General features: G+C 46.6%; 10 protein-coding genes. All 10 read left to right on the top strand.

Annotation, left to right across the window (positions count from 1 at the left end):
• Nucleotides 1-14: 14 nt before the first annotated feature.
• The 10 genes from MHI51_RS22810 to MHI51_RS22765 all read left to right on the top strand — a co-directional run bounded on the left by MHI51_RS22810 (nucleotide 15) and on the right by MHI51_RS22765 (nucleotide 16,044).
• On the top strand, nucleotides 15-1,820 hold the full coding sequence (locus tag MHI51_RS22810) for a DUF4838 domain-containing protein (RefSeq protein WP_342410034.1): 1,806 nt from the start codon (nucleotides 15-17) through the stop codon (nucleotides 1,818-1,820).
• Nucleotides 1,821-1,987: 167 nt separating this feature from the next.
• Nucleotides 1,988-4,129, top strand: a complete 2,142-nt coding sequence (locus tag MHI51_RS22805) for an S-layer homology domain-containing protein (protein WP_076277418.1) — start codon at nucleotides 1,988-1,990, stop codon at nucleotides 4,127-4,129.
• A gap of 71 nt (nucleotides 4,130-4,200) precedes the next feature.
• Entirely contained in the window at nucleotides 4,201-7,131 is a 2,931-nt protein-coding gene (locus tag MHI51_RS22800; protein WP_405173284.1) for an insulinase family protein, read from the top strand.
• A 156-nt stretch (nucleotides 7,132-7,287) separates the two neighbouring features.
• Entirely contained in the window at nucleotides 7,288-7,719 is a 432-nt protein-coding gene (locus MHI51_RS22795; RefSeq protein ID WP_038572665.1) for a MarR family winged helix-turn-helix transcriptional regulator, read from the top strand.
• An 18-nt stretch (nucleotides 7,720-7,737) separates the two neighbouring features.
• Nucleotides 7,738-9,120 carry an MATE family efflux transporter gene (locus tag MHI51_RS22790; protein ID WP_076218432.1) on the top strand — a complete coding sequence of 461 codons (1,383 nt, stop codon included), beginning with the start codon at nucleotides 7,738-7,740 and terminating at the stop codon, nucleotides 9,118-9,120.
• A gap of 190 nt (nucleotides 9,121-9,310) precedes the next feature.
• Nucleotides 9,311-10,216 carry a carbohydrate ABC transporter permease gene (locus tag MHI51_RS22785; protein ID WP_036683142.1) on the top strand — a complete coding sequence of 302 codons (906 nt, stop codon included), beginning with the start codon at nucleotides 9,311-9,313 and terminating at the stop codon, nucleotides 10,214-10,216.
• 63 nt (nucleotides 10,217-10,279) lie between these two features.
• Nucleotides 10,280-11,062, top strand: coding sequence for a carbohydrate ABC transporter permease (locus MHI51_RS22780; protein WP_052097522.1), 783 nt, complete (start codon nucleotides 10,280-10,282; stop codon nucleotides 11,060-11,062).
• 140 nt (nucleotides 11,063-11,202) lie between these two features.
• A complete protein-coding gene (locus tag MHI51_RS22775) occupies nucleotides 11,203-12,567 on the top strand; it encodes an ABC transporter substrate-binding protein (RefSeq protein WP_076130274.1) in 1,365 nt (454 codons plus the stop codon).
• Nucleotides 12,568-12,671: 104 nt separating this feature from the next.
• Entirely contained in the window at nucleotides 12,672-14,471 is a 1,800-nt protein-coding gene (locus MHI51_RS22770) for a sensor histidine kinase (protein WP_076186923.1), read from the top strand.
• A complete protein-coding gene (locus MHI51_RS22765; RefSeq protein ID WP_076218434.1) occupies nucleotides 14,446-16,044 on the top strand; it encodes a helix-turn-helix domain-containing protein in 1,599 nt (532 codons plus the stop codon). Before MHI51_RS22770 ends, MHI51_RS22765 begins: the two co-directional genes overlap by 26 nt.
• The last annotated feature ends 21 nt before the right edge of the window (nucleotides 16,045-16,065 follow it).

Genomic DNA, 16,065 nt, shown 5'->3' with positions numbered 1-16,065 from the left:
TTAGGAGGAGAACGATGCAGAGCTTGATACCGCAACCGAAGCAGATCCAAGTGAAAGAGGGAGAAGCTTTTCAGTTCAGCGAAGATGTAAGCCTGAGCCTTTACATGGAGCAGTATGATCCGAGACTGGTGGTCCATTGCCGCCGGGCGTTTCCAGAGCTGGATTGTACACATGTTATCTCGGGAAAAGGATATTCACTTATTCTTCAGAGTCTCTTGCAGTCAGAAACGAAAGGAGCACAGCCAGATGAAGTGGATCTGAAATTGCTTAACGGCCGGGCGGAAGGGTACAGGCTGGAGGTGTCGGAGCGCCGGGTGGTAATCCGTGCACTGGATGCGCCGGGTCTGTTTTACGGGCTACAAACGTTACTACAACTGCGTAAGTCAGTAGGGGAAGTTCCTGCTGTGTCTATCACGGACTGGCCTGACACTACCTTGCGGGCGATGAACTTTGATCTTCGCCAGACATTTTCCAAGCCAGAGCTGCTGCTATCGTATTTGGCGGATTTTGCCCGGTATAAAACGAATGCGGTTCTGATTGAATACGAAGATAAATTCCCGTTCCAGAAGTACCCGGAATTCGTGCATCCTCAGCATTCGTTAAGCCTCACACAGCTAGAGGAACTGAAACGCACAGCCCAAGAATATTTTATTGAGATCATTCCGCTGCAGCAGAGTTTCGGGCATCTGGAGTATGTACTCCGCCACGACGCTTGGCGGCACTTGCGCGAAACGGAGTTATCCCTCGGGGAGATCTGTCCAGCGCATCCGGAATCCTTCGAGCTGATTACCGATCTGTTACAGGAGATGATGGATGCTCATCCGGATTCCCGTTATATTCACCTCGGCTGCGACGAGGTGTACAGCTTATGTGAATGCGAACGCTGTAAAACGTTGTTCGGAGGGGTACGGGAGCGGGCGTTTATCGCTTTTTTGAACACTTTGATTGAATTTACAGCCAGCCGTGGTAAAAAAGTGATTTTCTGGCATGACATGCTGGACAAATGCCCGCCGGAGGAACTGGCAAAGCTGGATAAGCGGAGTGCAGCGATGATCTGGATATACAACGGACGTAATATTGAAGCTGAGGTTTCTTCTCTTGCGGATAAATTCAGGTCACTAGGCATCGAGGTTATGGGAGCACCGGCGGTTCGCAGCTTTGACTGGGCTGAACATCAGAATTATCCGGTACTATTGAACCGGACGGATAATCTGCTCCAATGGGCGGAGACAGCGGATAAGCTGGACCTCGGGTGCATCGTCGCCACGAACTGGACGGGGCCGTTCAGCCTTGGTGTTCCTTATGGGATCTTTGAGACGACCTGGTATCCGATGCTGCTGCACGCCGATTTGGCCTGGAACCGCAAAGCGGACTCAGCAACATTTATCGATCGATTCATGGAGCAGTTCCATGGCATCGATCCTAGAACAGGTCACGCACAGCTCGGGAATTATCAGCTGGAAGATTATTATGATGTTATCTGGAAGCTGTTGGACAAGGTGAAGGATCATAAGGATGAAGCAGAGCTGATTGCCATTATGCATGATTTTGAAGCGGCGACGGACCGTTCGCGGGCGATCCACAAATATATCTACCGCTGGGAGCTTTATCCGGGAGACGAAGCGGAAAGGCACTCGCTACTGAATAATTACATGCGAAATCGCCGCGGACGTGAGAACGTTTTGCCTCGCATGAAAGCGGCTTTGGAGCGTTACCAGCCATCCGATATGGCGGAGCATTTTGTGAAATCCCGCTTCTATCTTCACGATTATCTGGAGCGGACATTATACCGTGAGCTGGGGTTTGCTCAGGCTGAATAAGAGTTTTGAAAAGATCGTAGGGCTATCGTGTGAGCGGGTAGCAGTGCGGTCTTTTTTTAATTTATAGCTGGATGAAGCTACATATTACAGCATATTCAGGAACAAAATCCCAGTTCGCTGCGTCTAACTTATAAAGATCTAGCAAACTACATTGGAGGAGAATGAATATGAGAGCTACACCCATAAACCGGACTATAAGGAAGGTTACACTTACCGCATTATGTATTTTGCTTGTATTGCTGAGTGGCAGGGTAATGGCGGAGCCGTCTCCGGAACAAAAGACAACCGCGGTATTCACAGCGGAGATGCAGAGCGCCTTGGAAGGGGCGCAGAATGTGCTGCTGACGATACAGCCATTCCCGGACGAAGCAGCCGTAGGGTTCTTCAAGAATGGGCGTAGTCTGCCCAAGGGATATCTGGAGCAGACTGCCGATAAGATTCTGGAACAGCGGGGCAAGTTCACCAAGGTGGCAGAGCTAACTCGAACAGCGCTGGCTTACAGTGCTGCGGGGGGCAACGTCAACAACATCGCTGGTATTGATCTTTATCCATTCCTGATGAATCATGCCGGAATTGATTCGGAAGGGGCAGCAGCGGTAGCAACCGCCTATATTACCTCGAAGAACTCCATTTCAAATTCATTGGAGCGGACAAACCGTTACCCCGATTTGCTGTTTTATCAGCTGCTTGATATGCAGCTAGCGGATGGCAGCTGGCCGCTGGCCGGGCAGAAGCAAGGAGATCTGGTAGCTACTGCCTGGGTACTGACGGCACTTGCTTCGGAAGTGAGTTCAGAACAAACTGCGCAGCCGATTGAGAAGGCTTTGTTGTGGCTTAAGAGCAAGCAGCAGCTAGACGGAGGATTCGATGATAAAACTGCGACGACAGCGCAGGTGATTGTTGCTTTATCCTCGCAGGGGGTCGATGCAGCAGATTTCACCAAGGAAGGCGGAGCCTCGCTGCTGGACCATTTGCTGGCGCGGAAGCATCCGGGTGGCGGCTTTACACAGACAGCAGGCGGAGGAAACGATAGTCCCGCAACTGTGCAAGCCTATCTTGCCCTGACTTCCTATAAGCTGTTGTCCAAGCAGGCTGGCATGCTGTATAGCGGACTGCATCATGCTGGAGTTGACCGGGCAACGATTCAGGTCGAAGGACCCGGTGGCACCGTTGCCGGGGGGCATATTGTTGGCGGAGATGCTGTGAAGGCAGCGGCAGCTTTTTTACAGGCGAAGGGTCTGGCGTATAAGCTGAATGCGGATGCAGCTAAACCGGCCTTCACAGCTATCGAGGGGATTCAGAACGGGCGATACAATGGACGCGGAGAATGGAAGATTGCTGTATTCAGCGGGGGCAGTGCATGGATGTATCCTGAGAATAGCCCGTACAGACTGACGATAGGCAATGGGGATCAGCTGCTTGTTTACTACGCGGACGATACAGAACTGCTTGACCGGATGGAAGTGAAATGGAAAGATAAAAACGGCCAGGAAATGGGTGGATACGCAAGCGCCAATATGCCGTTTTCCCTCCATATCACCAAGTCAAACGGTCAGCTGGGCGGTCTTCCGGCTTTCGGCGCTACTGTGACACTTCAAGGAAAAAGCGTAGTGGCTGACAGCACGGGAAAGGTGTCATTTGCCGGCATGAAGCCCGGTGTCTATCCTGTGCAAGTCACCAAATACCGTAAAGATGCCGCTCCAGCACTTTCCAAACGGACGTTTGCGCTGCATGTCTCTTCCCCGGAATTGGCCAGCTTTACGGATGCCAATAAAGTCGCAGCTTGGGCACGTTTGGATATCGCAACAGCGCTCAGCAGCGGATATATTCAGGGCGTAAGTGCCAGCGGAAATGTGCTGGCTCCTAAGCAGAAGCTGACCCGGGCTGAATTTCTGACCCTGCTGCTGCGGCTATTGCATGAGTTCCCCGATGCCAAGGCCACTTCTAGCTTTAAGGATGTTCCGGCGGACAAATGGTACAGCCGTACCATCGCCAAGGCTGAGGAGCTGGGCATTATCAGCTCTCCAACCGGTAAGTTCGAGCCGGACCGCGGTATTACGCGGGAAGAAGCGGCGGTTATGGTAACCAAAGCCGCCCGGTTGTCTACGTACGGCAGCCCGGACCGTGTGAAGTTTGCCGATACTTCCAGTTTGTCAGAGGCGAGCCGCCAGGCGATTCAGGCCGTGAATGAACATGAAGTAATGACCGGCAGCGGGGGCCGCTTCGATCCAAAGCAGATTCTGGTGCGTGAGCAGGCAGCGGCAATTTTAGTCAGACTGCAGAAATTAATCCCGGAAGCCTTCTATTAATGGAATAAACGTCCAGGGATATGATAAGCTTCAGATAGAGTTATCACATCCAGTGCAGAGGAGGCAAATCTATGAGCCGCTTGATCACAGGCAATATATATTATGGATTTCAGGTCGTTAATGAGGAATTTATCCGGGAGATCGATTCCGCCGTATTCACGATGGAACATCTGAAGAGCGGCGCCAGGCTGCTTTTCGTGCAGAATCAGGATGACAACAAGGTATTCAGCGTAAGCTTCAGGACCCCGCCTGAAGATAGTACAGGGGTCTTTCATATTTTGGAGCATTCCGTATTGTGTGGTTCGGAGAAATATCCGGTGAAGGAACCTTTTGTAGAATTGCTAAAGGGTTCGATGCAGACATTCCTGAACGCATTTACGTTTGGGGATAAGACGATGTATCCGGTGGCGAGCCGGAATGAGCAGGATTTCTCCAATCTGATGGAGGTCTACCTGGATAGTGTTTTTCAGCCGAATATTTATAAGCAAAAGGAGATTTTTGAGCAAGAGGGCTGGCATTACGAGCTTCAGCAAACAGAAGCTGAGCTGATCTATAAAGGCGTGGTTTACAACGAGATGAAGGGTTCCTATTCCTCGCCGTTTACGGTACTGATGGACAGGATCAAAAAGTCGTTGTATCCAGACACGATTTACCGTCATTCTTCAGGTGGAGATCCGCAGGAGATTCCTGCGCTTACGTATGAGCAATTCCTTGAGGCGCACAGCAATTATTATCATCCGTCCAACAGTTATTTTTATCTGTACGGAGACGTCTCTATTGAAGAGAAGCTGCAATTTATAGACCAGGAATACCTTAGCCGTTATGAAAAAAACAGCTTTGATACCTCCATTCCCCTACAACAGCCTACCGGAATGACGGAGCTGGTAGCGGATTATCCGATTCTGGAAGCAGAAACGGCCGACGACAAAACTTATTTGAGTCTGAATTATGTAATTGGAACCTCTACGGATCGGGAACTGAATCTGGCTTTTGATATTTTGAAAAGCATGCTGATGGACAGCAATGCAGCTCCGCTTAAGCAAGCCCTGCTGGAAAGCGGTCTGGGCAAAGATGCCTTTGCTTTTTATTCCGACAGTATGGTTCAGCCGCTGCTTGGCATTACTCTGACACATTCGAACGCTTCCGCCAAAGATGCCTTCGTGGAGCTGGTGAAGACCACATTAAGCAGCTTGGTTAAGAACGGGCTGGATGAGAAGCTGGTGCTGGCGGCGGTCAACAGCAAAGAATTTGAGCTGCGGGAAGCGGACTTTAGCCGATATCCAAAGGGACTTACTTACAATATCGAAGTGATGAAGTCCTGGCTCTATGACGGTCAGCCGTCTACTCATATGCTTTATGAAGAGGTATTCACTACCATTCGGGAAAAGATAACGGATCGTTATTTTGAGAAGCTGATTGAGGTCTACTTACTGAACAGTGATCATTGCAGTCTGGTGGTGCTGAACCCGTCCAAGACGATTGCAGCCGACAAGGAAGCGAGCACCCAGCGTCAATTAAGTGAATACAAATCATCACAGCAACCAGACCAGCTGGAGCAGCTTGTGCAGAGTACACAGCATCTTCTGGCGCGGCAAGGTCGTGCAGATGCAGCCGAGGATTTGCAGAAGCTGCCGAGTTTATCTCTACAGGACATTAACCGCAGTGCTGAACCTCAGGTGCCATCCCATGAATATAACCTTGAGGGTCTAAAGCTGATCCACCATGACGTATCTACTCAAAAGATTGCGTACTGCAAGTTTTATTGGGATACGAGTGTTGTGGCTCCTGAGCAAATTCCTTATCTTGTGCTGCTGGCAGAGGTATTGGGCCAAATGGAGACAGCTTCTTACAGCATTGAAGAGCTCACTAGTGAAATTGGGATCAAAACCGGAGGCATTCATTTCAAAAATGAGATCTTTGGCGCTGCAAAAGATACTGGGGCCAGTTATCAGCCTAAATTCACTGCGCAGGTTAAGGTGATGGCGGGGCATATTGGCGAATCGCTGGATCTGCTGCGTGAGATGCTCTATACCAGCGCGCTCGATAACCTGACGAAGCTACAGGAAATCGTCCGGCGGGAAGCCTCACAGATGGAATCAGTCCTGAATCAAAAAGGTAATGAAATCGCGGCCAGCCGCCTGATGTCTTATTTTTCGGACATGGGAGCGTATCAGGAGCAACAGGGTGGCGTGGCCTATTACCGCTTTATCCGTGAGCTTGCCGAGAAGATCGATCAGCAGGGAGCAGAGGTGGCAAACACGCTGAAGGATATCTGTACGGTTTTATTCAATAAACAGAATTTGATCATCAGCGTGACGGGTACCCCTGATTTGTATGGAGAATTCGCCGCTAATGTAGCGAAGCTGGATATTCAGGATCAGCCAGTGGTGAATAAACCTAAGATTACGGCGCAGGGGCATGCGGATAATGAAGGTTTTATGTCTTCCAGCCAGGTGCAATATGTGGTTAAAGGCTACGACTTCAACAAGCTAGGATTTACGTATTCCGGCAAAATGCAGGTGCTCAAAAAAATCATGAGCCTCACCTATCTGTGGAATGCCGTGCGCGTGAAGGGCGGAGCTTATGGCGGCAGCCTGATGCTGCGCAGAGATGGGATATTGATGTTCACTTCCTACCGTGATCCCAATTTGCAGGAGACGCTGGAGGTTTATGATCAGGCGTACCGATTCACCGAAGGATATGAAGCGGATGCCGACGAGATGACCAAAGCAATTATCGGCACCCTGTCCATGTTGGACCAGCCGCTGAGCCCAAGCGCTCAGGGACGGCGGGCGGACCGGCATTATTTTGAACAGGTGACCGGGGCCGAGCTGCAGCAGGAACGGGATGAAATCTTGTCGACCACACCGGAAGACATCAGACAGTATGCCGATTTGCTTAAGGCTGTGACGGAACAAAATTATTTCACAGTTGTCGGCAATGAATCCAAACTGAAATCAACAAAAGTCTTATTTGGAAACCTAGAAGAACTTGTGATGTAATTCTCTCTATAAACTCCTCTTCAGTACCTGTCTACTCGACAAGTGCTGGAGAGGAGTTTTTTGTATTTAGTTAGAACCTTGACAGTTAGAGTTCTATCTATTATGATAATGATGTTACTTAGAGTTCTAACTAATCCGCAAGAGGAGGAAATAACAATGAACAAACCCGTGGTAGACACACCATTTTCTAATTTAATACGAGAGATTGGGATGAAAATAAAAGGTACAGCTGACACCAGGTTAAATGAGTTAGGTCTGAACTCACAACAAGGCCGCATGATCGGCTATATTTTTGAGAATCAAGCAGAAGGGGTTATTCAGAAGGATTTAGCGGAGGTCTTTAACAGGAAGGGGGCGAGCATTACCAGTATGCTTCAGGGGTTGGAGAAGAAAGGGTATATCCAGCGTGTCACTCCTGAAAATGATGAACGTCAAAAGAGTATTTTTGTATTGGAAAAAGGTGCTCTTTTAGTGGAAGAGTTCAATGAGATTTTCTCTGAGGTAGAAGCAAGCATTACTAAGGCGCTTAGTCCGGAAGAAACTGCAACCCTAAAGTCGTTACTTCAAAAAGTTAGTTCAAGTTTATAAACGTTCGGAGGTTCACTTATGACAAATGAGTTCTCAAATCAATATTATTTAGAGTCGGCGCCCATGAAAAAAGCGATCGCTCATTTATCGATTCCCATGATGATTGGGATGTCTGTGGGTACTATTTATAATGTAATCAATGCTTACTTCATCGGCTTATTACACAATACCAGTATGCTGACCGCAATCACGCTGGGCCTGCCTATTTTTACCGTTTTAATGGCTTTTGGAAATGTGCTGGGGGTAGGCGGAGGAACATTTATAACTCGCTTGGCGGGGCAAAAAGAGACGGAAAAAGGGAAAAAGGTTGCCGGATATACTTTTTACGGGAGTATTGTAGTGGGGCTTCTTATCGCGCTCATTGCTTGGTTAGCTATAAATCCGATCACGCGAATGCTTGGTGCAGATGCTGCTACCTTAGACTTTACGAAGTCTTATGTGCTCACTCTTTTTGCAGGCGGATTTGCTGTTGTGCTTAATTTTGCTTTGGAACAACTGGTCCGTTCGGAAGGTGCCTCGAAGGAATCGATGTATGGTATTTTTATCAGTACGGCTTTAAGTTTGATTTTTGATCCTTTATTTATTCTCGTGCTGAATTGGCATGTTGCCGGAGCTGCTTTGGCTATGGTTTTAGCAAATTTGGGCTCTGCCATTTATTATATTTACTTTTTGGAAACGAAAAGTGAGCATTTAAGAGGATTTTTGAAGCATTTCAAGATATCTGTACGAGATCAGCTTGAGGTTTATAAAATAGGTACAGCCGAGCTATTGCAAGCCAGTTTTTTAATTGTCAGCACGCTTTTGTTAAATAACTATTCCATTCAATATGGGGAGAGTGTGGTCGCCGGATTTGGTGTGGCTTTAAGAATTGTGCAGATTCCAGAATTTTTATCGATGGGTTTATTTTTGGGATTGATTCCGCTATTTGCTTTTAACTTTGCTAGTAAAAATACGGAGAGACTTAAATCCAGCATCAAATACGCTTTTGCATATATAGGCAGCATTGCAGTTGTTTTTGTAAGTCTAGTATATGTGTTTAGAGGAACGATTCTTCATTGGTTCTCAGGCGATCCTTCTGTGTTAAGCATGGGAACTTATATTTTGGCAGCGATGCTGATCTCCGCTTTATTTAATGGATTTACCGGATTATTTATGAGCATTTTTCAAGCAACAGGGCAAGGCACACCCACTACTATTATGGCGATAAGCCAAGGTGTATTATTTATACCGATGATTATCGTATTGCATTCTATTTTTGGCCTGCATGGTGTGATTTGGTCGATGACTGTGACTGAGGTAATAACGAGTGTGATGGGTGTGGTTTTGTTTATGATTTTTCGGAAAAAGCTGAATAGTGCGGGCGTTGATGGAAAAGGTGTTGTAGAGGTTACGCCGGTATAACGCGATTGCTTTATGTAAAACTCAATATGGATTTTGTTTACTGCGGGAGCTTGGCTCGCGCTTTTTTTGCGTTGTGCAAAAGAATTCATAACTAAAGGATCGGTAAAATTCGTTCCAAAATGAACAATTCTAGTTCTTATGAAGACTGCTTACTTTTTCTACAATTATGGATAAGTAAAGGAGGAGAACTATGATACGCAAAAAAAGGTTTCATCTTAATATGGACACACGCGAAGCGATGGCGGGATATCTATTCGTTGCTCCGCTTATGCTTGGGCTGATCATCTTGACGTTGATCCCGGTGCTGGGCTCACTGCTGTTAAGCTTCACGGACTGGAACTTTGTGGCTGGGTTAGGGGGGATTAAGTTCGCGGGCGTGGATAATTTCATCAGGCTGTTTCATGATGATGCTTTTATGAAAAGCTTGCTGAACAATTTGCTCTTTATTATCACAGTACCGGTTACGATCATCGTTGCCCTGCTGCTGGCTATCCTGATTGATAAACAGGTTTTTCTGAAGGATTTGTTTAAAGTGATTTATTTCCTTCCGTACATTTCCAGTGTAGTTGCCATCGCTATGGTTTGGCAGGTTATGTTTCACCCTTCACTGGGACCCGTCAATCAATTCCTGATGTCACTGGGGTGGAACAACCCACCCAAATGGTTAGCGGATATCCATTATGCTCTGCCGTCGCTGATGTTGATTCAAGTCTGGATTCAGCTCGGTTACAACATTATTATTTTTATTGCAGGTTTACAGAGTATTCCAAAGGATCTTTATGAAGCGGCTGATATTGATGGTGCCAACGTCTGGCGCAAATTCCGCAACATCACGGTTCCCTGCATTTCGCCAACTACCTTTTTCCTGCTGGTAACAGGGGTTATCGGCTCATTTAAAATCTTTGATCTGATACAAGTATTGACCCAGGGTGGACCGGCTAACTCCACGACCGTTATCGTCTACGAGTTATATGATACAGCCTTCAATCAGCTGAAGACGGGTTACGCCTCTAGCATGGCACTCGTTCTGTTCCTTATTTGCCTGATCATTACAGCCTTGCAGATGTTGGCGCAAAAAAAATGGGTCAACTATTAAAGGCGGAAAGGAGAAATTACAGTGAAAAAAGAGCTTTTATCCAGAACCTTCTGGACCATCGCCATGGGACTGCTAGGTATCGCATTTCTTTTACCGTTCCTATGGATGTTATCCACTTCCTTTAAGCTGGAGAAAGATGTATTTAACTTTCCGATTCAATGGTTGCCACAGCAGTGGAACCTCATTGAAAATTATAAACAGGTGTGGTCGGGTGACTTTGCTCGCTATTATGGAAATTCCATTTATATTACGCTGGCTACGACTATAATTAATGTGCTGATATGCGCACTTGCTGCTTATGGGTTCTCCAAGCTACGTTTTCCGGGCAGGGATGCGATGTTTATAGTTGTATTGGCACTTTATATGGTTCCTCCGCAGGCATCGTTGGTTCCACAGTTTCTACTGTTTAACTGGCTGAATTTGATTGACACACATTTGGGATTAATCCTGATTAACAGCTTTAGTATTATTGGAGCGTTTATGCTCAAGCAATTTTTTATGGGGGTAAACAACGAGTATCTTGAATCGGCGCGGATGGATGGAGCAGGGCATTTTCGCTCTTTTCTACAGATTGCCTTTCCGCTGATCCGTCCCGCTGTAGCTACTTATGCTATTTTGCGCTTTATTTGGACCTGGAACGACTATCAATATCCACTCATTTTTTTGAAATCCAAGGAGCTGTTCACGATTCAGCTGGGGATCCGGTTGTTCGGGGACCAATACGGGGATGTCTATTCACTCATGATGGCTGGTGCGGTATCTGCAATCCTGCCGTTGCTGATCATTTTTGCACTCGGACAGAAGCAGGTTATTGAGGGAATTGCCCTCGGAGGTGTGAAAGGATAATAAAAGTCAAAATAGTTTCTCTTCGGTAGAATATGAGAACTTTCCTCGTCAATCCTGCATGTTAGGATATTCTTGTAAGCAGTTACATAGTCACTGGTTGTTAAGCAAGTGATGCCCAACACATTTATAGGAGGGTCTAAATGAAAAAGAAATTATTATCTGCATTCATCATCACATCGATGGCGTTATCATTGGCCGCTTGCGGCGGAAATGCGAAAACCAATAATGCAGGAGCGACTAATGCACCCGATGCTGGTGGAAATTCAAAGCCTGCAGCAGAGAAGGTTACCCTGAAGCTGAGCACCTGGCAGACAGAAGCCAAAGCGAAATGGAGCACGATTATCGCGGAGTTTGAGAAGACGCATCCCGATATTCATGTGGAAGTAGATTTGCTGAACGAAAAAGGTGATTCGGTTGCCTCTATGCAGAAGCTGGATTTGATGGCGGCTGCGAGCGATCCGCTGGATATTGTCGAACTGCCTTATACCAACTATTCACAGCGTGCAGATATCGGTTTGTTGGAACCGATGGATGACTATATTCAGAAGGAAGGTTATAAACTCGCAGATGAATATCTGGTGGACACTACGGTCAATGGCAAAATCTATGCATTACCGTCTTCCATGCAGCGCTGGTTCGTGCTCCTTAACAAAGAAATGTTAGATGAGGCGGGCCTTCCGGTTCCGACCGACTGGACATGGGCGGATTTCGAAGAGTATGCCAAGAAATTGACCAAGGGTGAGGGCGCAACGAAACGTTTTGGCGCGTATCTGCATAATTGGCCGGATTATTTCCAGCTCCAGCTGATGAGCAAGTCTACGGATAATACTTTTCTAAAAGCTGATGGAACCTCCAATGCACTTGACCCGCAATTTAAGGCTAATCTGCAGATGATGAAGAAAATGATGTACGAAGATAAGAGTGCCACTCCTTATGAGGATATTATTTCGCAAAAACTAGCCTACCGGAATCAGTATTTTAACGGTTTAGCAGCGATGCTTCCGATGGGCGACTGGATGGTTGCGGAATCGGGTGGAACGGATGCCATTCCGGCAACCTTTGTTACCGCGTTTGCGCCGATCCCCCGTCTTGACAGTGAGAGCAAACATTACTCACCCGTACAGCCGACCTACATGGGAATAGCCGCTAAATCCAAGCATAAGGAGGCTGCCTATACCTTTGTGCGCTGGTATACCTCAGAAGGACTGGAAATCGGTGGACGCGTTTTCTCTGGCTGGGCCAAATCGGATACGAATAAATTAGTGGATACAATTGTGAGTGGTTCTAAGGATTCCTCTAAGATTGATGTCGATTCTCTGAAATATACGATGGAGAACTCGACACCTGGTGCAACGCAGGTTCCGGCTAAATATGCGGATGAAGCTAAGAACAACGTTATTCCAGAAGCGGAGATGTATCTCCTAGGCCAACAGGATCTGGATGTCACAGTTGCCAATATCGATAAAAAAATAACGGAAGTTGTTCAGAACAATAGCGGAAAGTAAGCGGAGGCTGATTGTACGCTTTTCAAAGGGGGCTTATAATGTGGGGGCAGGAAAGCATTTCTGCCTCCTGCTCCAAATTCAAACAGATGTGGGGCCTGTAATCCGTGTTTAGAAAGCATCAATCCCTCCGTAAGAAACTTGTCTGGTCATCGCTGATCTGCGTGCTGATCCCGCTTGTCTGCATTTACATGGTTACAGATTATTTGACCCGGGATCTCATTCTGGAGAAAGCGGTTGGTAGCGCAAGAGAATCTTTAAATGCAGCCAGCGCCAATATGAATGCCATATTTGAACAGACACTGGAACAGTCCAACTTTGTGCTCCAGAACAGCGAGATCAGGCAGATGATGTCTGCCGATTCAGAGTCGCTCCGTGCACCAAAGCAAATCATTCAGTATAACCGTATGTCGCGGATGCTGGATGATATGTTTGTTTTAACAGAATATTTGAAGGTAACGTTAATCGGAAAAAATGGTTTGATTTATACCAGCTATCCTTACAGTGACTTTAACCCGAAAAATTTCTACAACAAAAATTGGACATCGTTGCTGAAACAAATTCAACCCATTTCGACTTATTGGAGAGCGGAGCACGATACGTACTACAATTATTCTGATAAAGGCTCAGCTGATTGGGTAACCATTGCGAGGCCGATTCAATCGACCTCCAGCAGTACCATCGGATATTTAATTATTAATATCAATGAGCGTAAGCTCCGTCCTTATCTAAATAACGATAATGATAAAGAGATGATGCTATTGGATGACAAGGGAACTGTAGTTTCCCATGCTGACAAGGCCCGAATCGGAGAGACGATGACGTGGTTGAAAATGGATGGCGAGCTTGACACTGTGGAAATCGACGGAGAGAAGTTTTTATATGTTGATCAGGAGCTGAGCAGTAACAAATGGCGGATGGTCAGCATTATTCCGCTGAAGGCAGCCTTGTCGAAAAATAAGCAGATTTTATTTATCAGCCTGGCGGTGCAGATTCTTTTCTTTACCTTGTTTTCCGTTCTCTTAACCGTTCTAATCTCAAAGCTGACTCAGCCAATCGTAAAATTAAGCGCTTTTGTAAAGCGAATAGGTCGTGGTCAGTTGGATGAACGTTCGTTCATTCGAGGGAATAATGAGGCAGCACAGCTCGCCCGCACTATTGACCAGATGCTGGATCGGATCGAGTCTATGATTGAACAAATCACTTATGAACAGACGGGAAAAAGAAAAGCCGAACTAGAGATGCTGCAAGCGCAGATCAATCCACATTTTATGTTTAATCTGCTGAATTCGATTCGCTTAAATATCCTGATGCAAGGCGATCGGGAGAATGCTGAGTTGATTGGTTCGCTGTCGTCTTTGCTCCGGATGACCTTTAACAGAGACAATGAGTTTATCCCGCTTCGTGAGGAGACAGATACGATATCGCATTATGTCACTTTAATGAATTTCCGCCATGCCAATCAGGTCAGGCTGGAAATGAATTTAGCGGACGGTAGCGCTGAAGCACTGGTGCCTCGATTTATGATTCAACCCATGATCGAGAATGCCATCATCCATGGCTTCGAGCAGTTTGGTGGCGAGATTTTTATTGAAGCTCGTATTGTTGCAACTACGGGAAGCTTGGTTATCACCATTAAGGATAATGGGATCGGGATGTCGCCGGAAACTTTAACAAGACTTCGTGAAACCGCATACAGCAGCGAACAAATTACAGAGGAGGACAGAAAAGGGTTCTCCGGCATAGGTTTACGCAATGTGGCCCAACGCCTCAGTATGATTTATGGCGCTTCTTTTAAGCTGAATATTCAAAGTGAACCTGATGTGGGCACAGAGATTTGTCTGGAGTTTCCTCTGGATTACGGAAAGGTGGGTGTGGAGAATGCTGACGGCAATATTGGTGGATGATGACTATCCGGTTATCCGTTATTTGTCGCAGGCCGTACCTTGGAGTGAGCTCGGTATTGAACTCATCGGATGTTATTATAGCGGTCTCGAGGCTTGGGAAAAAGCACAGCAGAGTCCACCAGATCTTATTATTACCGATATTGGCATGCCCAAGATGAACGGGCTGGAGATGCTGGAGCTATTCAGAGCTGTGCAGCCCGAAATCCGTGCGATTATTCTCTCCTGCCACAACGAATTCAAATACGCCCAGCAAGCGCTGAAATTAAACGTAGGAGAATATATTTTAAAAGAATCACTGGATATTGAGCAGTTACAGCAAGCGATTAGAACCCTTGTGGCGGAAGTGGGACTGAATAGGCAGCAGCATACAGAGATGCTGGTTTATAAGCAAAAGCAGTCTCAAAATCGCGCCGCGCTGAAGGAAAAGTTTCTAAAAGATACCTTGTATCAATCCTGGGATAAGGGGGCTTGGATCGAGCAGGCCCGATCAAACGGAATTATGATCCATGCCAAAAACTATATCCCGCTGGTTATTGTAATTGATCGTCCAGAGGAAGCTTCAAGGGTGCGCCGGATGAGTGAATATACGATTTCTTTTGCGGTTGAGAATATTATGCAGGAAGTGCTTGAGGCTGATCACAGTCTGTTCATTTCGAGATACAGCCATAAGGAGATTGTCATTCTCTTTTGCAGCGACCAGCCTTCCAAAGATCACCAGGCTATCTATCACTCTATTCAAAATGCAGCCTCAGCGGTTCAAAAATATCTTAAACTGTCTGTCTCTTGCTTATTTGGCGCTGAGGCGCGCAGTCCTGAGGAAATTCGCGGAACATTGCAGCGGATGCTGAGGGAGAAAATACAGCGCTTTTATCTCCCTGCGGCGGGAATCCACCGTTTTGAAGAAGTCTGCTTTTCCGGAGAAGATATTTATGCTGAATATGGAACATTGTACGCTGTTATCAATGATGATATTGCCTTGAACAGGAACACGGAGCTTCGCGTTCATGTAAAGGAATGGAGGGAATGGGTGGCCTCGCAAAAATTCCATCCGAATGAAGTCAAGGAATGTGTGCTTCGCTTGCTGATGGACTTGCAGATGAAGACGAAACAGCTTCTGCAATCTCCATTGCCTATAACCGAAGAAAAGCTTTTTAGCGTGGTTGGTGACATTGAAACTCTGGAGCATTTGGAACAATGGCTGGTGCAGTACTTGGAGGAATTAGCGCGGAAAATAAGTATGTTCTCCATCAAGTCTAAACGGAGTGAGGTCATCAAAGCCCAGCAGTTCGTGATTAGTCATGTGACGGAGAAAATAACGCTGGAGGACATGGCAGGCCGCCTTAACTTAAATGCCAGTTATTTCAGCCGCTTATTCAAACGGGAAACAAACCAGAACTTCATTGAATATGTAAATATGCTAAAGCTTCAGAAGGCAAAGGAGCTGCTTAACCAATCTGAAAAGACAGTGGAAGAGATCTCCGAGTATCTGGGATATGCCAACAAAAGTTATTTCATCAAGCTGTTTAAACGGGAAATGGGCATGAGGCCTAGTGAATATGCCACTTGGCATTGAGTGTGGACAGGAGGAAACATT

The sequence above is a fragment of the Paenibacillus sp. FSL H8-0260 genome (assembly GCF_045040625.1).
Lineage (GTDB): Bacteria > Bacillota > Bacilli > Paenibacillales > Paenibacillaceae > Paenibacillus_AQ > Paenibacillus_AQ odorifer.
Note: the sequence above shows the minus strand (reverse complement) of the source record. Positions and strands in the feature narration are given on the sequence as shown.